The 16,625-nt window shown below is 70.2% G+C and carries 17 protein-coding genes and 2 tRNA genes; 8 read left to right on the top strand and 11 right to left on the bottom strand.

The features are described 5' to 3' along the window. Positions 1-63: 63 nt before the first annotated feature. Both sigK and M3C17_RS06375 read right to left on the bottom strand, forming a co-directional pair. Positions 64-663: an ECF RNA polymerase sigma factor SigK gene (gene sigK / locus M3C17_RS06380; protein ID WP_259976812.1), complete on the bottom strand. Its 600-nt coding sequence runs from the start codon at positions 661-663 to the stop codon at positions 64-66. A gap of 31 nt (positions 664-694) precedes the next feature. After that, positions 695-2,404, bottom strand: coding sequence for a cytochrome c biogenesis protein DipZ (locus M3C17_RS06375; RefSeq protein WP_259976811.1), 1,710 nt, complete (start codon positions 2,402-2,404; stop codon positions 695-697). Between the two features lie 165 nt (positions 2,405-2,569). Here M3C17_RS06375 and M3C17_RS06370 point away from each other — a divergent pair, with 165 nt between their 5' ends. Beyond that, positions 2,570-3,232, top strand: a complete 663-nt coding sequence (locus tag M3C17_RS06370) for a fasciclin domain-containing protein (RefSeq protein WP_259976810.1) — start codon at positions 2,570-2,572, stop codon at positions 3,230-3,232. A 129-nt stretch (positions 3,233-3,361) separates the two neighbouring features. After that, a tRNA-Lys gene (locus M3C17_RS06365) sits at positions 3,362-3,434 on the top strand. A 3-nt stretch (positions 3,435-3,437) separates the two neighbouring features. Here the strand turns inward: M3C17_RS06365 and M3C17_RS06360 are convergent. After that, positions 3,438-4,019 (bottom strand): helix-turn-helix domain-containing protein, encoded by a 582-nt coding sequence (locus M3C17_RS06360; RefSeq protein WP_259976809.1) that lies wholly within the window; start codon positions 4,017-4,019, stop codon positions 3,438-3,440. A gap of 70 nt (positions 4,020-4,089) precedes the next feature. On the opposite strand from M3C17_RS06360, the gene M3C17_RS06355 reads away from it, so the two are divergent. From M3C17_RS06355 to M3C17_RS06345, 3 genes are all read left to right on the top strand, one after another. After that, on the top strand, positions 4,090-4,824 hold the full coding sequence (locus M3C17_RS06355) for an ABC transporter ATP-binding protein (protein ID WP_259976808.1): 735 nt from the start codon (positions 4,090-4,092) through the stop codon (positions 4,822-4,824). Beyond that, positions 4,821-5,615 carry an ABC transporter permease gene (locus tag M3C17_RS06350; RefSeq protein WP_259976807.1) on the top strand — a complete coding sequence of 265 codons (795 nt, stop codon included), beginning with the start codon at positions 4,821-4,823 and terminating at the stop codon, positions 5,613-5,615. Before M3C17_RS06355 ends, M3C17_RS06350 begins: the two co-directional genes overlap by 4 nt. A 114-nt stretch (positions 5,616-5,729) precedes the next feature. Further along, positions 5,730-6,275 carry a type 1 glutamine amidotransferase domain-containing protein gene (locus M3C17_RS06345; protein ID WP_259976806.1) on the top strand — a complete coding sequence of 182 codons (546 nt, stop codon included), beginning with the start codon at positions 5,730-5,732 and terminating at the stop codon, positions 6,273-6,275. Between the two features lie 2 nt (positions 6,276-6,277). On the opposite strand, the gene M3C17_RS06340 is transcribed toward M3C17_RS06345, so the two are convergent. Beyond that, positions 6,278-6,796: a CGNR zinc finger domain-containing protein gene (locus M3C17_RS06340; RefSeq protein WP_259976805.1), complete on the bottom strand. Its 519-nt coding sequence runs from the start codon at positions 6,794-6,796 to the stop codon at positions 6,278-6,280. Positions 6,797-6,821: 25 nt separating this feature from the next. Here M3C17_RS06340 and M3C17_RS06335 point away from each other — a divergent pair, with 25 nt between their 5' ends. After that, a complete protein-coding gene (locus M3C17_RS06335; RefSeq protein WP_259976804.1) occupies positions 6,822-7,046 on the top strand; it encodes a hypothetical protein in 225 nt (74 codons plus the stop codon). On the opposite strand, the gene M3C17_RS06330 is transcribed toward M3C17_RS06335, so the two are convergent. Both M3C17_RS06330 and M3C17_RS06325 read right to left on the bottom strand, forming a co-directional pair. Next, positions 7,043-7,576, bottom strand: a complete 534-nt coding sequence (locus M3C17_RS06330; protein WP_259976803.1) for a DUF1697 domain-containing protein — start codon at positions 7,574-7,576, stop codon at positions 7,043-7,045. The genes M3C17_RS06335 and M3C17_RS06330 overlap by 4 nt on opposite strands. Continuing rightward, complete coding sequence (locus M3C17_RS06325) at positions 7,573-8,154, bottom strand: isochorismatase family protein (protein ID WP_259976802.1); 582 nt, start codon at positions 8,152-8,154, stop codon at positions 7,573-7,575. The genes M3C17_RS06330 and M3C17_RS06325 overlap by 4 nt, the downstream gene beginning before the upstream one ends. A gap of 98 nt (positions 8,155-8,252) precedes the next feature. On the opposite strand from M3C17_RS06325, the gene M3C17_RS06320 reads away from it, so the two are divergent. Beyond that, positions 8,253-8,924 carry a HEAT repeat domain-containing protein gene (locus M3C17_RS06320; protein WP_259976801.1) on the top strand — a complete coding sequence of 224 codons (672 nt, stop codon included), beginning with the start codon at positions 8,253-8,255 and terminating at the stop codon, positions 8,922-8,924. 2 nt (positions 8,925-8,926) lie between these two features. Beyond that, positions 8,927-9,916, top strand: coding sequence for a MerR family transcriptional regulator (locus M3C17_RS06315; protein WP_259976800.1), 990 nt, complete (start codon positions 8,927-8,929; stop codon positions 9,914-9,916). A gap of 130 nt (positions 9,917-10,046) precedes the next feature. Here M3C17_RS06315 and M3C17_RS06310 read toward each other — a convergent pair. From M3C17_RS06310 to topA, 5 genes are all read right to left on the bottom strand, one after another. Continuing rightward, positions 10,047-10,122: transfer RNA gene (locus tag M3C17_RS06310), tRNA-Thr, on the bottom strand. Positions 10,123-10,191: 69 nt separating this feature from the next. Next, positions 10,192-11,751 (bottom strand): alpha/beta hydrolase, encoded by a 1,560-nt coding sequence (locus M3C17_RS06305; RefSeq protein ID WP_259976799.1) that lies wholly within the window; start codon positions 11,749-11,751, stop codon positions 10,192-10,194. Further along, positions 11,748-12,905, bottom strand: a complete 1,158-nt coding sequence (locus M3C17_RS06300) for a DNA polymerase III subunit delta' (protein WP_259976798.1) — start codon at positions 12,903-12,905, stop codon at positions 11,748-11,750. The genes M3C17_RS06305 and M3C17_RS06300 overlap by 4 nt, the downstream gene beginning before the upstream one ends. An 86-nt stretch (positions 12,906-12,991) precedes the next feature. Continuing rightward, a complete protein-coding gene (tmk, locus tag M3C17_RS06295; protein WP_259976797.1) occupies positions 12,992-13,621 on the bottom strand; it encodes a dTMP kinase in 630 nt (209 codons plus the stop codon). After that, the gene (gene topA / locus M3C17_RS06290) at positions 13,618-16,548 is read right to left on the bottom strand and encodes a type I DNA topoisomerase (protein ID WP_259976796.1); all 2,931 of its coding nucleotides are present in this window, start codon (positions 16,546-16,548) and stop codon (positions 13,618-13,620) included. Before topA ends, tmk begins: the two co-directional genes overlap by 4 nt. Positions 16,549-16,625 lie beyond the last annotated feature (77 nt).

Below are 16,625 nucleotides of genomic sequence, written 5' to 3'. Positions count from 1 at the left end.
CGTCGTCCGCCGACAGCGCGTGGAGCGCGGCACCTGCCGCGAGCTCTGCGAAGTCCTTCTCGTTCATGCCGTCACCCCCATCGCCGTGCGGAGCCGGGTCAGCCCGTCTCTCATCCGTGTCTTTATGGTCCCCAGGGGCGCTCCCACGAGCGCCGCGATCTCGTTCTGACTGTAACCGCCGTAGTAGGCGAGGACGAGCGCCTCTCGCTGCGCCTCAGGAAGCCCTGTCAGCGCCGCGACGACCCGCTCTCCCTCGATGGCCAGCTCGACTCGTTCCGCGACGCTGTCGTGCGCCACGCCCAGGTCGCGATAGCCGGCCCGCACATCGCGGTCCGCACTCGACTGCGAAGCCCGCACCCGGTCGACGGCCCGACGATGAGCGATCGTCATCACCCATGTTCGTCCCTGACCCTTGTTCGGAGCGAAGCGCGCAGCGGATTGCCAGATCTCCAGGAACACCTCCTGCAGCACCTCCTCGCTCTGCGCCCTGTTGACGAGCACGCGGAGGATGAGGCCGAACACGCGCGGGGAGAGCGCATCGTAGAGTTCGGCGAAGGCAGCCTGATCACCGGAGGCGACGCGGACGAGGAGGTCGGCGACAGCATCCTGTGTCGCTCCGTCCTCCGGAACGTCCATCCCATCGATGACCATCTCCACCAGCATGCCGTATCTCCTCCCTCATCCCGTGCAGGCGTCACCCGAAGGTGAAGGAATACACCTCGACACCGGCAGGGACCTCGAGCGTCAGCGTGCCCTTCTCGATCGACTCGCGATCGACCAGACCGTACGAGCGCGGCGTGCCGTCCACCTCGATGGTCTGCTCGTCGCCGTTCTCGTCGCGCACGACGACCTCGCCGGAGCCGGCAACGACCATCCGCACCTCCGCCGCGCGGTACTCGAGGCGGATGGCGCCGCCGTCCCCGGTGGGCGTCGCGTACTGCGTCTCCACGGCCCACTCGCCGTCGAGCGCGAAGCTGTCGTCGGGCTGGTCCTCCGGGAAGGTGAAGCTCCCCTCGCCCGCGCGGTACTCGCCGCCGCCGTAGTTGACGTCCTTGGAGGAGCCGAGGAACGTCTCGCGCGTCGTGGCGCCGACCTCGGGGGTCTCGTCCTTCACGTCGGTGGCCGCGGGGAGCTCGACCGCGGGGTCCGCGTCCTGCAGCAGCTCGCGGATCATCGCCTCGGTGGCCGCGTAGTTGCCCTCGCCGAAGGAGATGTGGCGCACCGTGCCCTCCGCGTCGATCAGGTAGTGGGCCGGCCAGTAGCGGTTGCGGTAGTTGGTCCAGGTCGACAGCGTGTTGTCGAGCGCCACCGGGTACTCGATGCCGAAGTCCTGCACACCCGCCGCCACGTTGCCCGGATCCTTCTCGAAGGCGTACTCGGGTGAGTGGATGCCGATGACCTGCAGACCCGCGTCGCGGTAGGCCTCGTCCCACGCGACCACGTGCGGGATGGAGCGCTGGCAGTTGATGCAGGAGTACGCCCAGAAGTCGATCAGCACGACCTGGCCGCGCAGGTCCTTCAGATCGAGCGCCTGCCCGCCCGGAGTGTTCAGCCACTGCTCGATGCCCTTGATGGAGGGCGCGGTGCCGCACGACTCCAGCTGTTCGGCGCCGTTCGTGCACTTGTCGAGGTCCTTGTTCTCCTCGTTCACAAGCCCGCCGAGGTCGAGGGCGTCCTGCACCTGCTCGGAATCGGCGATCTGGTCCTGCAGCGGCGCCGTGTAGTCGGGCAGCAGCCGCTGCAGCGTCTGCGGGACGTTGAAGACGAGACCCACGGCGAGCGCGATCATGGCGATGCCCGCGGCGATGCGCAGCGCGCGCTCCTTGCTGCGGAACGCCCGGATCCGCTCGACCACACTGCGTCCTGCGAGCGCGAAGACCAGCAGCGGCACGGCCACGCCGATCGCGAACGACACCGTCAGCAGCACGGTGCCGAGGCCGATCCGGCCCGTCGAGCCTGCGACGATGATGGCCGCCAGCACGGGGCCGGCGCACGGCACGAACACGGCGCCGAGTGCGAGCCCGACGCCGAAGCCGTTCCCGCGGTTCTTGACCTCGCGCTGGCCGAAGCGCTGGAACGGACGCTCCAGAAGGTGCTGGAAGCGCGGAACGATGAGACCGACCCCGATCACGACCAGCACGGCGATGCCGACCCAGCGGATGATGTCCTGCGGCAGGTTGAGCAGCCCCAGCAGCAGGGATCCGCCGAGGGTCACCAGCGTGAAGCTGAGCACGAGTCCCGCGATCACGAAGAAGGGACGGCTCCTCCTGGCCGGCACCGCCTCTCCGTCATAGGCGGCCGACTGGGCTCCTCCCGTCAGGAAGATCACCGGCAGCACGGGCAGGATGCACGGCGAGATGCCGGTGATGAGCCCGCCGAGCAGGCCGATGATGATCAGGTCCATGAGGTCCTCGCTTCCGTCAGGTGCTGTTCGCTCCGCTCGCTCCAGCGGATTGGATCGGAGAGCGGATCCACGAATCCAGAAATTCGTCCCATCCGTTCCGTGGAGGGCTCCGAACACCGGTCAACGCCACGGAGAGGCCGTGGCCAAGTCCTGAAGGAGCTCGACATGTTCAGCACCAAGAAGAAGGTCACCGCAGCAGTCACCCTGGGCCTTGCGAGCGCATTCCTGCTCTCCGCCTGTTCCATGGGCAGCGGCAGCACCACCGAGGAGTCGTCGGAGCCGACGGCTCCCGAGACGTCGGAGTCGACGCCGATGGAGGAGATGGACCCCGCGGCCAACCTGGTCGGTCCCGGCTGCGCGGCATACGCGGAAGAGGTCCCCGACGGTCCCGGTTCCGTCCAGGGCATGTCCCAGGATCCGGTGGCGGTCGCCGCTTCGAACAACCCGCTGCTGAAGACGCTCGTCTCGGCCGTGAGCGGCCAGCTCAACCCCGACGTGAACCTCGTCGACACGCTGAACGGCGACGAGTTCACGGTGTTCGCCCCCGTCGACGACGCCTTCGCGAAGATCGACCCCGCCACGATCGAGGCCCTGAAGACCGACAGCGCCACGCTGACGTCGATCCTGACGTACCACGTGGTGCCCGGCCAGATCGAGCCGGCCGACATCGAGGGCATGCACACCACCGTGCAGGGCGCCGACCTCGAGGTGACCGGCAGCGGAGACGAGTGGATGGTCAACGACGCCAACGTCATCTGCGGCGGCGTGCAGACCGCGAACGCGACCGTGTACCTGATCGACTCGGTCCTGATGCCCCCGGCGCAGTAAGCGCGGGGAGGTGCCGGGCGACCCGACCGGCACACGGCCTTCTCTGATCGGGAGGACAGGGAGGGTGAAAGGGCCGTCGGCGAGCTGTGCGCCGACGGCCCTTCGTCGTGCGCCCTAGACTGGGTGCACGGGCCTCTAGCTCAGTTGGCAGAGCATCGGACTTTTAATCCGCGGGTCGTGGGTTCGAGCCCCACGGGGCCCACCGTCATCCCCCCGTCGGCGTCGCTGCGTCGCTCTCGTCGGATGCGCCGTCCCCCGCGGGAGTGTGCGGGATCACCACGGTGGCGAGGTCCACGCGGCGCACGCCCTCACGGTCCGGGTCGCGGTAGGGCGCCAGGAGCTCGGTGAGCCCGTGCTGGATCACGCCGAGGTCGGCCTCCGTGACATGAAGCGGCGTCTGCCCGAAGCCGGCGAAGCCTCGCGACGACGTGTCAGGGTCGGAGAGGAAGCGGTCGAACCCCGCGCCGAGTTCACCGAGGAACGTGAGGAACGCGGTGCGGAGCCTGGCGTCCTCCATCGCGCCCATGGCGTGCTCGTCCACGTGCGCCATGCGGTCGCCGAGGGCCAGCGTGCGCTCGATGGCCCCGCGGACCTTCCGCTCCTGCACGACCACGAGGATGCCGGCGTCGACGAGTGCCGAGACATGACGGTAGAGCGTGGCCTGCGTGACGTCGGGCAGGGCGCGGCGCAGCTCGGCCGTCGTGAGCTCGCGGCCGCCGAACTGCAGGATGATCCGCAGGCGGACGGGGTGCAGGACGACGTCGGCCATCGGCGCGGATCGGTTCATGCGATGCTCCATTGTTCTCATCGTGATAATGTTCTCAGCGATACTTCGATCCTACGTCCCAAGGAGCTCCATGACCGTCCCGTCCCCCACCGGCATCACCATCGAGGTCGCCGGCCTCAGCAAGCGATACGGCGAGGTCGTCGCGGTGGACGAGGTCTCCTTCCGCGCCGAGGTCGGACGGGTGACCGGCTTCCTCGGCCCGAACGGCGCCGGCAAGTCCACCACGCTGCGCATGATGCTGGGCCTGGTCCGGCCCGACCGGGGGACCGCGCTGTTCGGCGGAACCCCGTACCGCCGCCTCACCCGCCCGAGCAGCATCGTCGGCGCGATGCTCGACCTCGCGGCCGCCCACCCCGGGACCACGGCCGAGGACCACCTGCGCACCTACGCCGCGCTCGGCGGCCACGACACCGCCCGTGTCGGCGAGGTGCTGATGCTCACCGACCTGCAGGACGCCGCCCGGCGCCGCGTCGGCGGCTTCTCCACCGGCATGCGGCAGCGCCTCGCCCTGGCGACCGCTCTCCTCGGCGATCCGCGTGTGCTCCTTCTCGACGAGCCGTCGAACGGCCTCGACCCCGCCGGCATCGTCTGGCTGCGCTCGTTCCTCCGAGACTTCGCCGCGCGCGGCGGCACGGTCCTGCTCTCCAGCCACGTGCTCAGCGAGCTGCAGCTCAGCATCGACGACCTCGTGCTGATCGACCGCGGCCGGATCGCCTGGTCCGGGCCGATCGAGGAGTTCGCGGCGCACGGCCGCACCCTCGAGGACGCCTTCCTCGCACACACCACCGAAGGAGCCCACCGATGAATCTGCTGCGCGGCGAAGCGATCCGCCTGTTCTCCACCCGCCTCCCGCTGTGGGCGCTGATCGCCGCGTCGGCGAGCGGCGCCGGCCTCACGGGACTGCTCGCCCTGATCGGGCCCGAGCACTCCACTCCCCCGCTGCCCGGCATCGACACAGCCGAGGGCGTCAGCTTCGTCGTCGGGCTGAGCGGCCTGCTGCTGTTCGTCCCCGCACTCCTCGGCACCATCGCCATCACCAGCGAGTACCGCCACCGGACGATCGGCACCACGTTCCTCGCCGTCCCGCAACGCGGACGGCTGCTCGCCGCGAAGCTCGCGGTCTACGTCCTGCTCGGACTGGGGTACGGACTCACCGCGGCCCTCGCCTCGGCACTCGCACTCCTGGGCGCCGCAACTCTTCGCGGCGTCACCCTCGGCGTGGGCGTCGGCACCCTCGCGACCATGCTGCTCCAGCTCGCTGCCGCAGCAGCCGTCTACACCGTGCTCGGGGTGGCGATCGGCGCACTGGCCCGCCATCAGCTCCTCGCCATCGGCATCGTGGTCGGGTACTTCTACTTCCTCGAGCCGGTGCTGATGCTCCTGCCCGGACTCAATCACGTCTACCCCTACCTCCCCGGCGGAGCGACGGCCGCGCTCACCGACTTCACCCTCCTCACCGATGCCCTGGCCACGCAGGTGCCGCTGGGGACCGCCGTCCTGCTTCCACCGCTCGCCGGTGCCGCGCTGCTGGCCGTGTACGCCCTGGTCGGCGCAGGTGCCGGACTGCTCGTGCCGCTCCAGCGGGACCTCGCCTGACCCTCCTCGTATCATCCGCACCGCCGACGGACCACCCCCTTCCGTGAGACCGCACTCCGCGAGAGGGTCGAGTCGTCCCCGGAACAGGGCGACTCCCCACCGAAAGGACGGACCATGACTCTCACCGGAAACCGCGTGGCATTCCTGGCGACGGACGGATTCGAGGACAGCGAGCTGACCAGCCCCTGGGAAGCCGTGACCGCCGAGGGCGCGAGCGCGACGCTCATCGCCCCGGACGGCGCTGCCATCACCGGCAAGAACGGACATGAGCAGCCGGTCGACCTGAAGGCCGCCGACGCGTCGGCCGACCAGTTCGATGCGCTCGTGCTGCCCGGCGGCGTCGTGAACGCCGACCATCTGCGCATGGACCAGGCCTCGATCGAGCTGGCGCGGGCCTTCTTCGCGCAGCACAAGCCGGTCGGCGTGATCTGCCACGGCGCCTGGATCCTCATCGAGGCGGGTGTGGTCGACGGCAGGACCATCACGAGCTACCCCAGCCTGAAGACCGACCTGCGCAACGCCGGAGCGTCGTGGGTCGACGAGGAGGTCGTGGTGGACGAGGGCCTCGTCTCCAGCCGCACCCCCGACGACCTCCCCGCGTTCAACGCGAAGCTGGTCGAGGAGATCGGCGAGGGAAAGCACGCCGGTCAGACCGCCTGACCTCAGCTGACGCGCGCCCTGTGGCGCCGCACGGCCGCCCGGTTCGCGCACCTCACGGAGCAGAACCGCTGGCGGCCGTTGCGCGTCACGTCGGCCACCACGTTGCGGCAGGGGCCGGCCTCGCAGCGCCCGAGCCGGTGCATGCCCCGCGTCACCAGATGCAGCGCGGTGCCGAGGTTGATGGTGGCGCGCAGCACGAACGGCAGCGAGCGCACGTCGTCGCGGTAGTGCAGATGCCAGCCTTCGCCGTCGTGGTCGACGAGTCGGGGATACGCCCCCGCGGAGGCCAGTTGTGCGTTGAGCATCGCGGCGCGTGCGTCGGCATCGGGTTCGTCAACGATGCGGAGCCACTCGTCGATCACGGCTCGGACTTCGGCGTGATCGCCCTCGGCGGCGGGGAACGTCTGCGTCATGCCTAGAGCGAGCGTGCGCTGCTCGATCCCCTCGCGGTCGTCTGGCCAGTCGTTCGCCAGTGACGCGGCCAGCAGCACGGCATACTCGCCGTAAGGGTTGAGATGCATAAGACCATTACATCACGCTGGTCTCATGCCCACCCCCGACACCCTCCCGATCCCGCACCCGCTGCCCCCCGCCCTGACCCACGAGCACGCCTGGCTCGTGGAATCGCGCCACCCCACCAGCGACGGCACGGTGCTCTACGTGCGCTGCGCCGGCTGCGACACCCGCCGCGTCGATCTCCTCGCCCACGCGCAGACGCCGCCGAGTCCCGTCAGCCGCACGATCGCGGTCAGCCCGGAGCGCTGGCGCTAGGCGGTCAGCTCGATGAGCTTCCGCGTCGTCCGGAGGTTGCGCGCGGTGCCGGCCACCCCGAGCGCCCGGTCGAGCACCGCCTTCGTGAGCTTCGTGGAGTGCACGCCGCCCTCGGCATAGTCGATCCACAGATCCTGCCCCACGAGGGCCAGCCGCTCCCCCGGCACGAGCCGTTCGCGCAGCGCCTCCATCGCCCCCTTCGCGGGCGGGCCCTCCAGGAACATGGCGTGCACCCGCTTCAGCTCCCCTTCGGGAAACGGCTGCGCCGCCTCCGAGGCCTGCAGCTCCGCGTGCGTGCGGTGGATCACCGGGGTGTCCACCCCGAACTCCGCCGCGATCAGCGCCCGGACGGCAGCACAGGCCGCGATCGCATCCGCCGGGGTCGCGCACAGGATGTTGCCGCTCGCGATAAAGGTGGAGACCTCCTCCAGCCCGGTCCGCGCGGCCACGAGCTCGCGCAGGCGCACCATCGGCACGCTGTTGCGACCGCTCACGTTCACGGCGCGCAGCAGCAGGACGCTGCCGCTCATGGGTTCCCGCTCGCGACGAGTTCGGCCCCGGCATGGACGAGCTCGGCGAGCGCCGCTTCGCTCGGCTCCGGTGCGACGCCCGCGATGAGGTCGGTGAGGATGCGCACCCGCACGCCGTGCGCGATGGCGTCGAGGGCCGACGCGCGCACGCAGTGGTCCGTCGCGATGCCGACGACGTCAGCCGCGACCACTCCTGCGGCGCTGAGGACCGCCCCCACCGTCTCGCCGGCCTCCGTCGTTCCCTCGAACAGGGAGTACGCCGGGCGCCCCTGCCCCTTGCGCACGTGGTGGGTGACCGCCTCCGTGTCCAGCAGCGGGTCGTACTCGGCGCCCGCGGTGCCGGCGACGCAGTGCACCGGCCAGGAGTCCACGAAGTCGGGCGCGGCGGCGAAGTGTCCGCCGTTGTCCCCCTCCGCGTCGTGCCAGTCCCGCGACGCCACGATCACGGCGTAGTCCGCCGCATGGACGGAGAGATACTCCGAGACCGCGGCGGCGACGGCGTCGCCTCCCGCGACCGCGAGCGCACCACCCTCCGTGAAGTCGTTCTGCACATCGACGATGAGAAGCGCTCTGCTCATCCTCCGAGGGTACGCCGCGCGGACACGGCGATGCATGCGGCAGGGCTGCTTGACCTTGTCACCGTGACAGGGTGTGGGATGGTCGGTGGAGGTGCCCCATGACTGCACGAACCGAATCACACGCCGCCCGACTCGACCGCGCCCTGCAGGCGCCGAGCTCCTCCGCGCGTCTGCAGGCCGCTCTCACGGCCGGAACCAGTCCCGATCAGGCGTTCATTCCCGTGCTGATCGCACGATGCGCCGTGGAGCCCGACTTCTTCGTGCGCGACATGCTCACGTGGGCGCTCACGCGGCAGGACTCCGCCATCTCCGTCGACCTGCTCGTGCAGGAGCTGACGTCGTCCGAGCCGCAGGCGCGAAGCCAGGCGCTGCACACGCTGTCGAAGATCGGCGACGCGCGGGCGGCGACCGCCATCACGCCGTCGCTGCTCCATGACGACGATCCCGAAGTGGCGCGGGCAGCCTGGCGCGCCGCGGCAGGCCTTGCGCCCGTCGCGCAGCATCACGACCTCGCCCGGGAGTTGATCGGCGAGCTCGGTCGCGGAGACCTCGCACTGCAGCGCAGCCTGAGTAGAGCGATCGCCCTGCTCGGCGACGCGGGCACCGCCGCCGCCGCAGCCGCCGAAGACCATCCCGACCCGGAGGTGCGCGCGCACGCGCTCGCCACGCGGCACCTCATCGAGTCGCCGGAGGACGACTTCGCCGCCGCCGTCGCCGAGGCGGAGCGCGTCGTCGCACTGCGCGCGGCGCCCCCGGTCGAACAGGACTGACCGTGCGCATCGGTGAGGTCTCTGCGCGCTCCGGCATCAGCGCGCGCATGCTGCGGCACTACGACCGTATCGGCCTGCTGACGCCTGCCGCGCGCACCAGCGGCGGCTACCGCGACTATACGGAGCAGGACCTGCGTCGGCTTGTGCACATCGAGAACCTGCGTTCGCTCGGCATCCCCCTGTCCGACGTGGCTGCGGCACTGGACGATGCGACCTTCTCTCCGGCCGAGGCGCTCTCCCGCCTGCTGCTGCGCACACGCGAACGGCTGGCGGAGCTGCAGGAACTCGCGCAGCGCCTAGAGCGGGTGCGGGCGGGGAAGCCGCAGGACTGGGATGCGGCGCTGCGCACCGTCGAGCTGATGCGGGGTCTGCAGGCCGCCGACGCCTCCGAGCGACAGCGCAGAGCACTGGTGGCCGGCCCCGCTGACGCCCCGGCCGGGGTGCTGGTCGACGCACTGCTGCGAGAGGACGACACGAATGCCGCCGGTGCCCTCGCCTGGGCTGTGGCTCGGCGGGGCGACGACGCTGTCCCGGCCCTCTTGGCAGCACTCGACGACCCGGACGAGCAGCATCGGTACCGGGCCCTCGCCGCACTGGAGAAGATCGATTCGGACGCCAGCCGCGAGGCCCTGGGAGCACGGGCGGCGGATCCGGACCCTCGGATCCGTGCCCGCGCACGGGTGCTGCGGGCTCGCGCCGGCGACGCCTCCATGATCGGAGGGCTCGTGGCACAGGTCGCCGGCGGGTTCGAGGACGTAGCGGCCGGCGAGGCGTTGGCAGGGCTCGCCGTCGACCCGACCACGGCCGCTGGCATCGCCGCCGCGGTGGGCGAGGCCGCAGCGGAGTCGGACGTGGGTGCCCGCAGGCGACTGGTCGCCGTGCTGGCGGACATCCCGGGGGCGGCCGCCGCGGACGTGCTCGCCGTCTTCGCTCGAGACCGAGACCGCGGGGTCGGCGTGACCGCCGCCGCACTGCACTCCCGTCGGGGATGACGGCCCCGCTCCGCACGCGCCCTGGAGCCGCCCTACGCGGGCATGCCCTCGAGCCGTCGGCACTGCCATGCAGCTGCCATGCACGGCCAAGAGAAAAGGCCCCCGGTTTCCCGGGGGCCTTACTCTCATCTGGAGCCGCTTGTCAGAATCGAACTGACGACCTTTTCATTACGAGTGAAATGCTCTGCCGACTGAGCTAAAGCGGCGTGCGACGCGTGAGCGGCGCGATCACCGATATTACCCTGTCTCGCGCTCTCTCGCGAATCGAGACGCCCTCACTCGCAGCGGAGACCGTCCTCCGGCACCACGTCGTCGAGCAGGAACGCCTCGACAGCGTCGTCGACACAGGCGTTGCCCTTGTTGTATCCGGTGTGCCCCTCGCCCACCCGGGTGATCAGCACGCCCTCTTCGAGCTGATCGGCAAGGGACTCCGACCACTCATACGGCGTCGCCGGGTCATTGGTCGTGCCGATCACAAGGATCGGCCCCGCACCCTCGGCCGTGATCTCGCCGCGCGTGCCCGTGGGCGGGTACGGCCAGACCTCACAGGGGTCGGGTCCGGTCCAGTACGGAGCGATCGTCGGCGCGCCCTCCGCGATCTTCGCCTCCGTCGCGGCCTCGGCGGCGGGGTCGTCCTCCACCGGATAGTCCATGCAGTTGTACGCGCGGAACGCCTCCGTCGAGTTGTCGATGTAGGTGCCGTTCTCCCTGCCGTTGTAGAAGTCGGCCAGCACGAACGCCGTGGTCGGGTCGCCCTGCAGCGCCTCCTCCAGCGCCTGCGTCAGGTAGTCCCAGCTGTCCTGCGAGTAGAGGGCGGCGATGATGCCCGTCATGAGCGCGTCGGCGTTCAGCAGGCGTCCGTCACCGTTCTCCAGCGGGGTGCGGTCGACGCTGGCCAGGAGCGCCCCCAGGTCGGTCATCGCCTCATCGACGGTGCCGGTGAAGGGGCAGCCGTCGGATTCCAGGCAGTCCTGCATGTAGGCCCGCAGCGCGGACTCGAATCCGAGCGCCTGCGTCGCGCCCACATCGAGCCCGGGGATCGCGGGGTCGATCGCCCCGTCGAGCACGAGCCGACCGGCCTTCTCCGGGTAGAGCTCGGCGTAGGTGGCGCCGAGGAACGTGCCGTAGGAGTAGCCGAGGTAGTTGAGCTGCTTGTCGCCCAGGACCGCGCGGATCAGGTCCATGTCCCGCGCCGCGTTGACAGTCGTGATGTAGGGCAGGATGCCGCCGCTGTTCGCGTCGCAGGCCTCGGCGAACGACCGGTGGGCCTCGAGCAGGTCGGCCTCCCACTCCGGCGTGCCTCGCTCCGCCCCGACGGGCTCGCTGGGGTACAGGTACTCGTCCATCTCGGCGTCGTCGAAGCACGTGACCGCGGTCGATTCGCCCACGCCGCGCGGGTCGAACCCGATCACGTCGTAGTTCTCGATCAGCGCGGGACCCACGGCGTAGTCGAGGCTGTCGCGGATGAGGTCGACGCCGCTCGCGCCAGGGCCGCCCGGGTTCGTGAGCAGCGAGCCCACCGCCTCCCCCTCGGCGCGGTGCCGCACCACGGACAGGCTGATCTCGCCCGCGCTCGGGTTCTCCCAGTCGAGGGGCGCCGTGACGTCGGTGCACTCGAACCCAGCGCCGCAGTCCGTCCAGTCGAGCTCCTGCGAGTAGTACGGCAGCAGGTCCGCCGCGACACCCTCGGTGTCCGGCTCCCGCTCCTGGCTCGGCCTGCTCGACTGCTCGGGGATCAGGGCGTAGAGGCAGCCGGACAGCGCCACGGAGGCCACGGCCACGCCGGCGATGAGGGCGGCGGCACGGCGGAGGCGGGACAGGGGTGGGGTGTTCACGGTTTCCTCCCGCTCGTGACCGTCACGAGCAAGCTCTCCAGGGCGAGCAGCGGAGCGACGTTGCGCTCCAGCGACTCCCGGGTGTCGGCAAGGTGGTCGAGTACGTCAAGGGTACGGGTCACCGGCCACGCGGCGGCGAGAGCTGCCAGTTCGGTGTGCAGCTCGCGATTGATGAGGTCGTCGCCGCGACCGAACTGCAGCATCACCACGTCTCGGAACAGCGACTGCAGATCGGTGAGAACGCGATCGATCCCGTCGCGAAGGCTGCGCGTCGCCCGCTTCTTCTGCTCGTCCTCCAGGGCTGACACCTGTGCCCGCAGCGCGGGCGGCACCGCCTGCCCCTCCGCGACGCCCACCGTGCGCAGCAGCGCCGCGCGCTCGCTCGCATCACGCTCCGCGGTGAGAGCCTTCGCATCCTCCGTCGCCGCCTGGATGATGCGGCCGGCGACCTCCACGGCGTCGTTGACCCCGCGGACGCCGATCACGGCACGCAGAGTCTCGTCGCGCCGGCGGCGCGCCGCGTCATCGGTGGCCAGGCGCTGTGCCATGCCGATGTGACGCTGGGCATGACGTGCCGCCTGCTCGGCGACCGCTTCGTCGACACCCGTACGCAGGCTGATCAGCCGGGACACGTCGGCGACGTCGGGCTCGCGCAACCGCAGCGAGCGCACGCGGGAGCGGATCGTCGGCAGCAGGTCGGCCTCGCTCGGCGCGCACAGGATCCAGACCGTCTGCTCCGGCGGCTCCTCCAGCGCCTTCAGGAGCACGTTCGAGGTGCGCTCCACCATGCGGTCAGCGTCCTCGACCACGATCACCCGGTACCGCCCCGCCGAGGGGGCGAAGTAGGAGCGCTCCACGAGCGCCCTGGCCTCGGCGATCGTGATGATCACCTTGTCCGTGCGGAGCGCCGTGACATCGGGATGGGTACCGGCGAGCACCTGCCGCATGGTCGCCTCGTCGTCCGGGCCCTCCGCGATCAGGGCCGCGGCGAACGCATAGGCCAGGGTCGAGCGGCCGGACCCTGGGGAACCCGTGAGCAGCCAGGCGTGCGAGAGGGCGGCCGGGTCGGAGGCAGCGGCCCGCAGAGTCTGCACCGCGGCTTCCTGCCCCCAGACGTCGGCCCACGGGAACGGGGCGGAGAGAGTCGGGGGCATGCACTCAGCCTAATCGGGACCGCCGACGCCGCGGGGACGCCTCCTGCCGGACACGAGAAGTCTCCGGACGGGAGCGGTGTGCAGTATCAGTCGAGAAGTGCGGCGACTCTGGCGCGGATGCGCTCTCCGATGACCTCGGGCGACTGCGCGGCGTCGAGCACGAGGAACCGCTCCGGCTCTGCGGCTGCGAGCCCGAGGTAGGCCTGCCGCACGCGCGAGTGGAACTCGGCCTGCTCCGCTTCCAGGCGGTCGAACGGCTTGTCGGCCGAGTCCAGGCGACTGCGGGCGGCCGCGGGGTCGAGGTCGAGCAGCACCGTGAGGTCGGGCAGCGCCCCCTCCGCAGCCCAGAGCGACAGGTCGCGGACTTCCGTGGCATCGAGCACACGCCCCGCGCCCTGGTACGCCACGGAGGAGTCGAGGTAGCGGTCCTGCAGCACGACCGCACCGCGTGCGAGGGCCGGACGCACGACGGTGGCCACGTGGTGCGCGCGGTCGGCGGCGTAGAGCAGCGCCTCGGCCCTGGGCGCGATGTCCCCGCGGTGGTGCAGCACGATCTCGCGGATCAGCGTGCCGACCTCGGTGCCGCCGGGCTCCCTCGTTCGCACGACCCGATGGCCCTGCTGCTCCAGCCAGTCGGCGAGCAGGTTGGACTGCGTGGTCTTCCCTGAGCCGTCTCCGCCTTCGAGAGTGATCCACGCGCCGCGGGCCGTTGTCACGAGCCCGCCTGCTCCGCCGCCTTGGCCGCCGCGTTGGCCGCGCGGGTCGCCGCTGCCTTCTTCGCCGCGGCCGAGCGGGCCGCCGAGGTGGCGCTCGCGGACTTCGACGCCGAGGCCTTTGCCCCGCTCTTGGCCGCAGAGGTCTTCGCAGGAGCCTTCTTCGCAGTGCTCTTCGACGCAGAGGTTTTCGCAGTGCTCTTCGCCGCAGCACCCTTCGCCGCAGAGGCCTTCGCGGGAGCCTTCTTCGCCGGAGCCTTCTTCGCAGCGCCGCGCGACCCGCGCTTGGGCGCCGGACCCTTGGCGCGCTTGTCTGCCAGCATCTGCACCGCGATCTCGAACGTGATGTCGTCCGGCGTCTGCCCGCGCGGGATCGTGACGTTGGTCTCGCCGTCGGTCACGTAGGGCCCGAACCTGCCGTCCCGCACCCGGATGGGCTTGCCGCTCACCGGGTCGGCATCGAACTCGGCGAGGGCGCTCGACGCCCGCCGCGCGCCGTACTTGGGCTGCTGGTAGATCTCGAGCGCCTGCTCGAGCGTGACATCGAAGATCTGCGACTCGCTCTCCAGCGATCGCGAATCCGTGCCGTTCTTGAGGTACGGACCGAAGCGGCCGTTCTGGGCGGTGATCTCGTCGCCGGACTCGGGGTCCACGCCGACGACCCGGGGCAGACTCAGCAGCTTGAGCGCGGTGTCGAGATCGAGCGTGTCGACCGACATCGAACGGAACAGCGAGGCGGTGCGCGGCTTGGGCGCCGCCTCCTTCTTCGCGCCCCTCTTGGGCTTGGGAGCCTCGACGACCTCGCCCGTGGTCTCGTCCACGTCGGCATCGTCGGAGACGGGGTCGTTCTCCTGCACGTACGGGCCGAACCGCCCGTCCTTCACAACGATGATCTTGCCGTTCTCGGGGTTCTCGCCGAGCACGCGGTCGCCGGCGACCGGAGCATCGATGAGCTCCTGCGCCTTCTCCGCCGTGAGCTCGTCGGGAGCGAGGTCCTCCGGGACGTTGACGATACGCGGTTTGGCGTCCGGGTTCTCCGGGTCGGCGACCTCGAGGTAGGGCCCGTACTTGCCGAACCGCAGAGTGGCCGTGTCGGTGATGCGCGTCGAGTTCAGAGCCCTGGCGTCGATCTCGCCGAGGTTGTCGACGACCTGGCGCAGCCCCACGTGCGAGTCGGAGCCGAAGTAGAACGACTTCAGCCACTCGACGCGGTTCTGCTCGCCGCGGGCGATGGTGTCGAGGTCGTCCTCCAGGGCGGCGGTGAAGTCGTAGTCGACGAGATCGGCGAAGTGCTCCTCGAGCAGACGCACGACACTGAACGCGAGCCACGTCGGCACGAGCGCCTGTCCCCGCTTGACGGCGTAGCCGCGGTCGAGGATGGTCTCCGGGATCGTGGCGAAGGTGGACGGACGGCCGATGCCCTTCTCCTCCAGCACCTTCACCAGCGACGCCTCGGTGTAGCGCGGCTTCGGGGTGGTGCGGTGCCCCTTGGACTCGGCGTCCGACACCGCGAGCTCATCGCCCACGGCCACCGCGGGAAGCGACTGGTTCTCGGCCGCATCGGCGTCGCTGCGCTTCTCGTCGCGCCCCTCTTCGTACGCCTCCAGGAAGCCCTTGAAGGTGTACACCGTGCCGGACGCGGTGAACTCGGCGTTCTGTCCGCCGGCGTCGACCGCGATCGTCACCGTCGTGGTCTCGTACTTGGCGTCGGCCATCTGGCTGGCGACGGTCCGCTTCCAGATGAGGTCGTAGAGGCGCTGCTCCTCGCGGTCCAGCTCAGACGACAGGGAGGCGGGCGTCCGGAAGTTCTCGCCGGAGGGGCGGATCGCCTCGTGCGCCTCCTGCGCGTTCTTGCTCTTGGACTTGTACACCCGCGGCTTGAGCGGAACGGCACTGTCCCCGTAGAGCGCGACCGCCTGGCTCCGCGCCGCCTGCACCGCCTGGGTGCTCAGCGCCGTGGAGTCGGTGCGCATATAGGTGATGTACCCCTTCTCGTACAGGCGCTGGGCCACGCTCATCGCCTGCTTGGCGCTCATCGAGAGCTTGCGACCAGCCTCCTGCTGCATGGTCGAGGTGGTGAAGGGCGCATAGGGGCTCCGGGTTCCCGGCTTCGCCTCGACCTTGGTGACGGTGCCGGCTCCGGCCGCCTCGACCGCGCGGGCGAGCGCCGTCGCCTTGGCCTCATCGAGCACGACCACGGCCTTCTTGAGCTTGCCGGAGTCGTCGAAGTCGGTACCGCGAGCGAGCTGGCCACCGTCCACCCGCACCAGACGGATGCGGAACGAGGTGCCCGTGGCGGCGGCGCTCGCGTCGACATCCCAGTACTCGGCGGAGACGAACGCCATCCGCTCGCGCTCGCGGTCCACGATGAGCCGTGTGGCGGCGGACTGCACACGACCGGCGGAGATGCCCGTCTTCACCTTGTACCAGAGGACGGGCGAGACGTCCCAGCCGTAGAGGCGGTCGAGGATGCGGCGGGTCTCCTGTGCATCCACGAGCGCGTGATCGAGCTCACGGGTGTTGCCGACAGCGGCCTGGATGGCGTCCTTGGTGATCTCGTGGAAGACCATCCGCTTGACGGGCACCTTGGGCTTCAGTGTCTCGAGCAGGTGCCAGGCGATGGCCTCGCCCTCGCGGTCCTCATCAGTGGCGAGCAGGAGCTCGTCGGCGCTCTTCAGCGCGCGCTTCAACTCGGCGACCGTCTTGGTCTTGCGGTCGGACACCACGTAGTACGGGTCGAAGCCGTTGTCGATGTCGATCGAGTACTTCCCGTACGCCTTCTTGTCCTCGGCGGGGATGTCCTTCTTGTCGGCGAGGTCGCGGATGTGGCCGACGGAGCTGAGCACCTCGTAGCCGTCGCCGAGGTATCCCTGAATAGACCGCATCTTCGTCGGGGACTCGACGATGACGAGCTTCTTGCCTTCAGCCAAGGGTGCGTCCTTTCTTCGAAGCACACCATACACACCGCTGTGCGGGGTCGTTCACAGGGGGTGAGGGGTCGCGCCGC

Origin of the sequence: Microbacterium sp. p3-SID336, assembly GCF_025143365.1 — a bacterium.
GTDB lineage: Bacteria > Actinomycetota > Actinomycetes > Actinomycetales > Microbacteriaceae > Microbacterium.
This window is presented reverse-complemented; position numbering and strand designations above follow the sequence as displayed.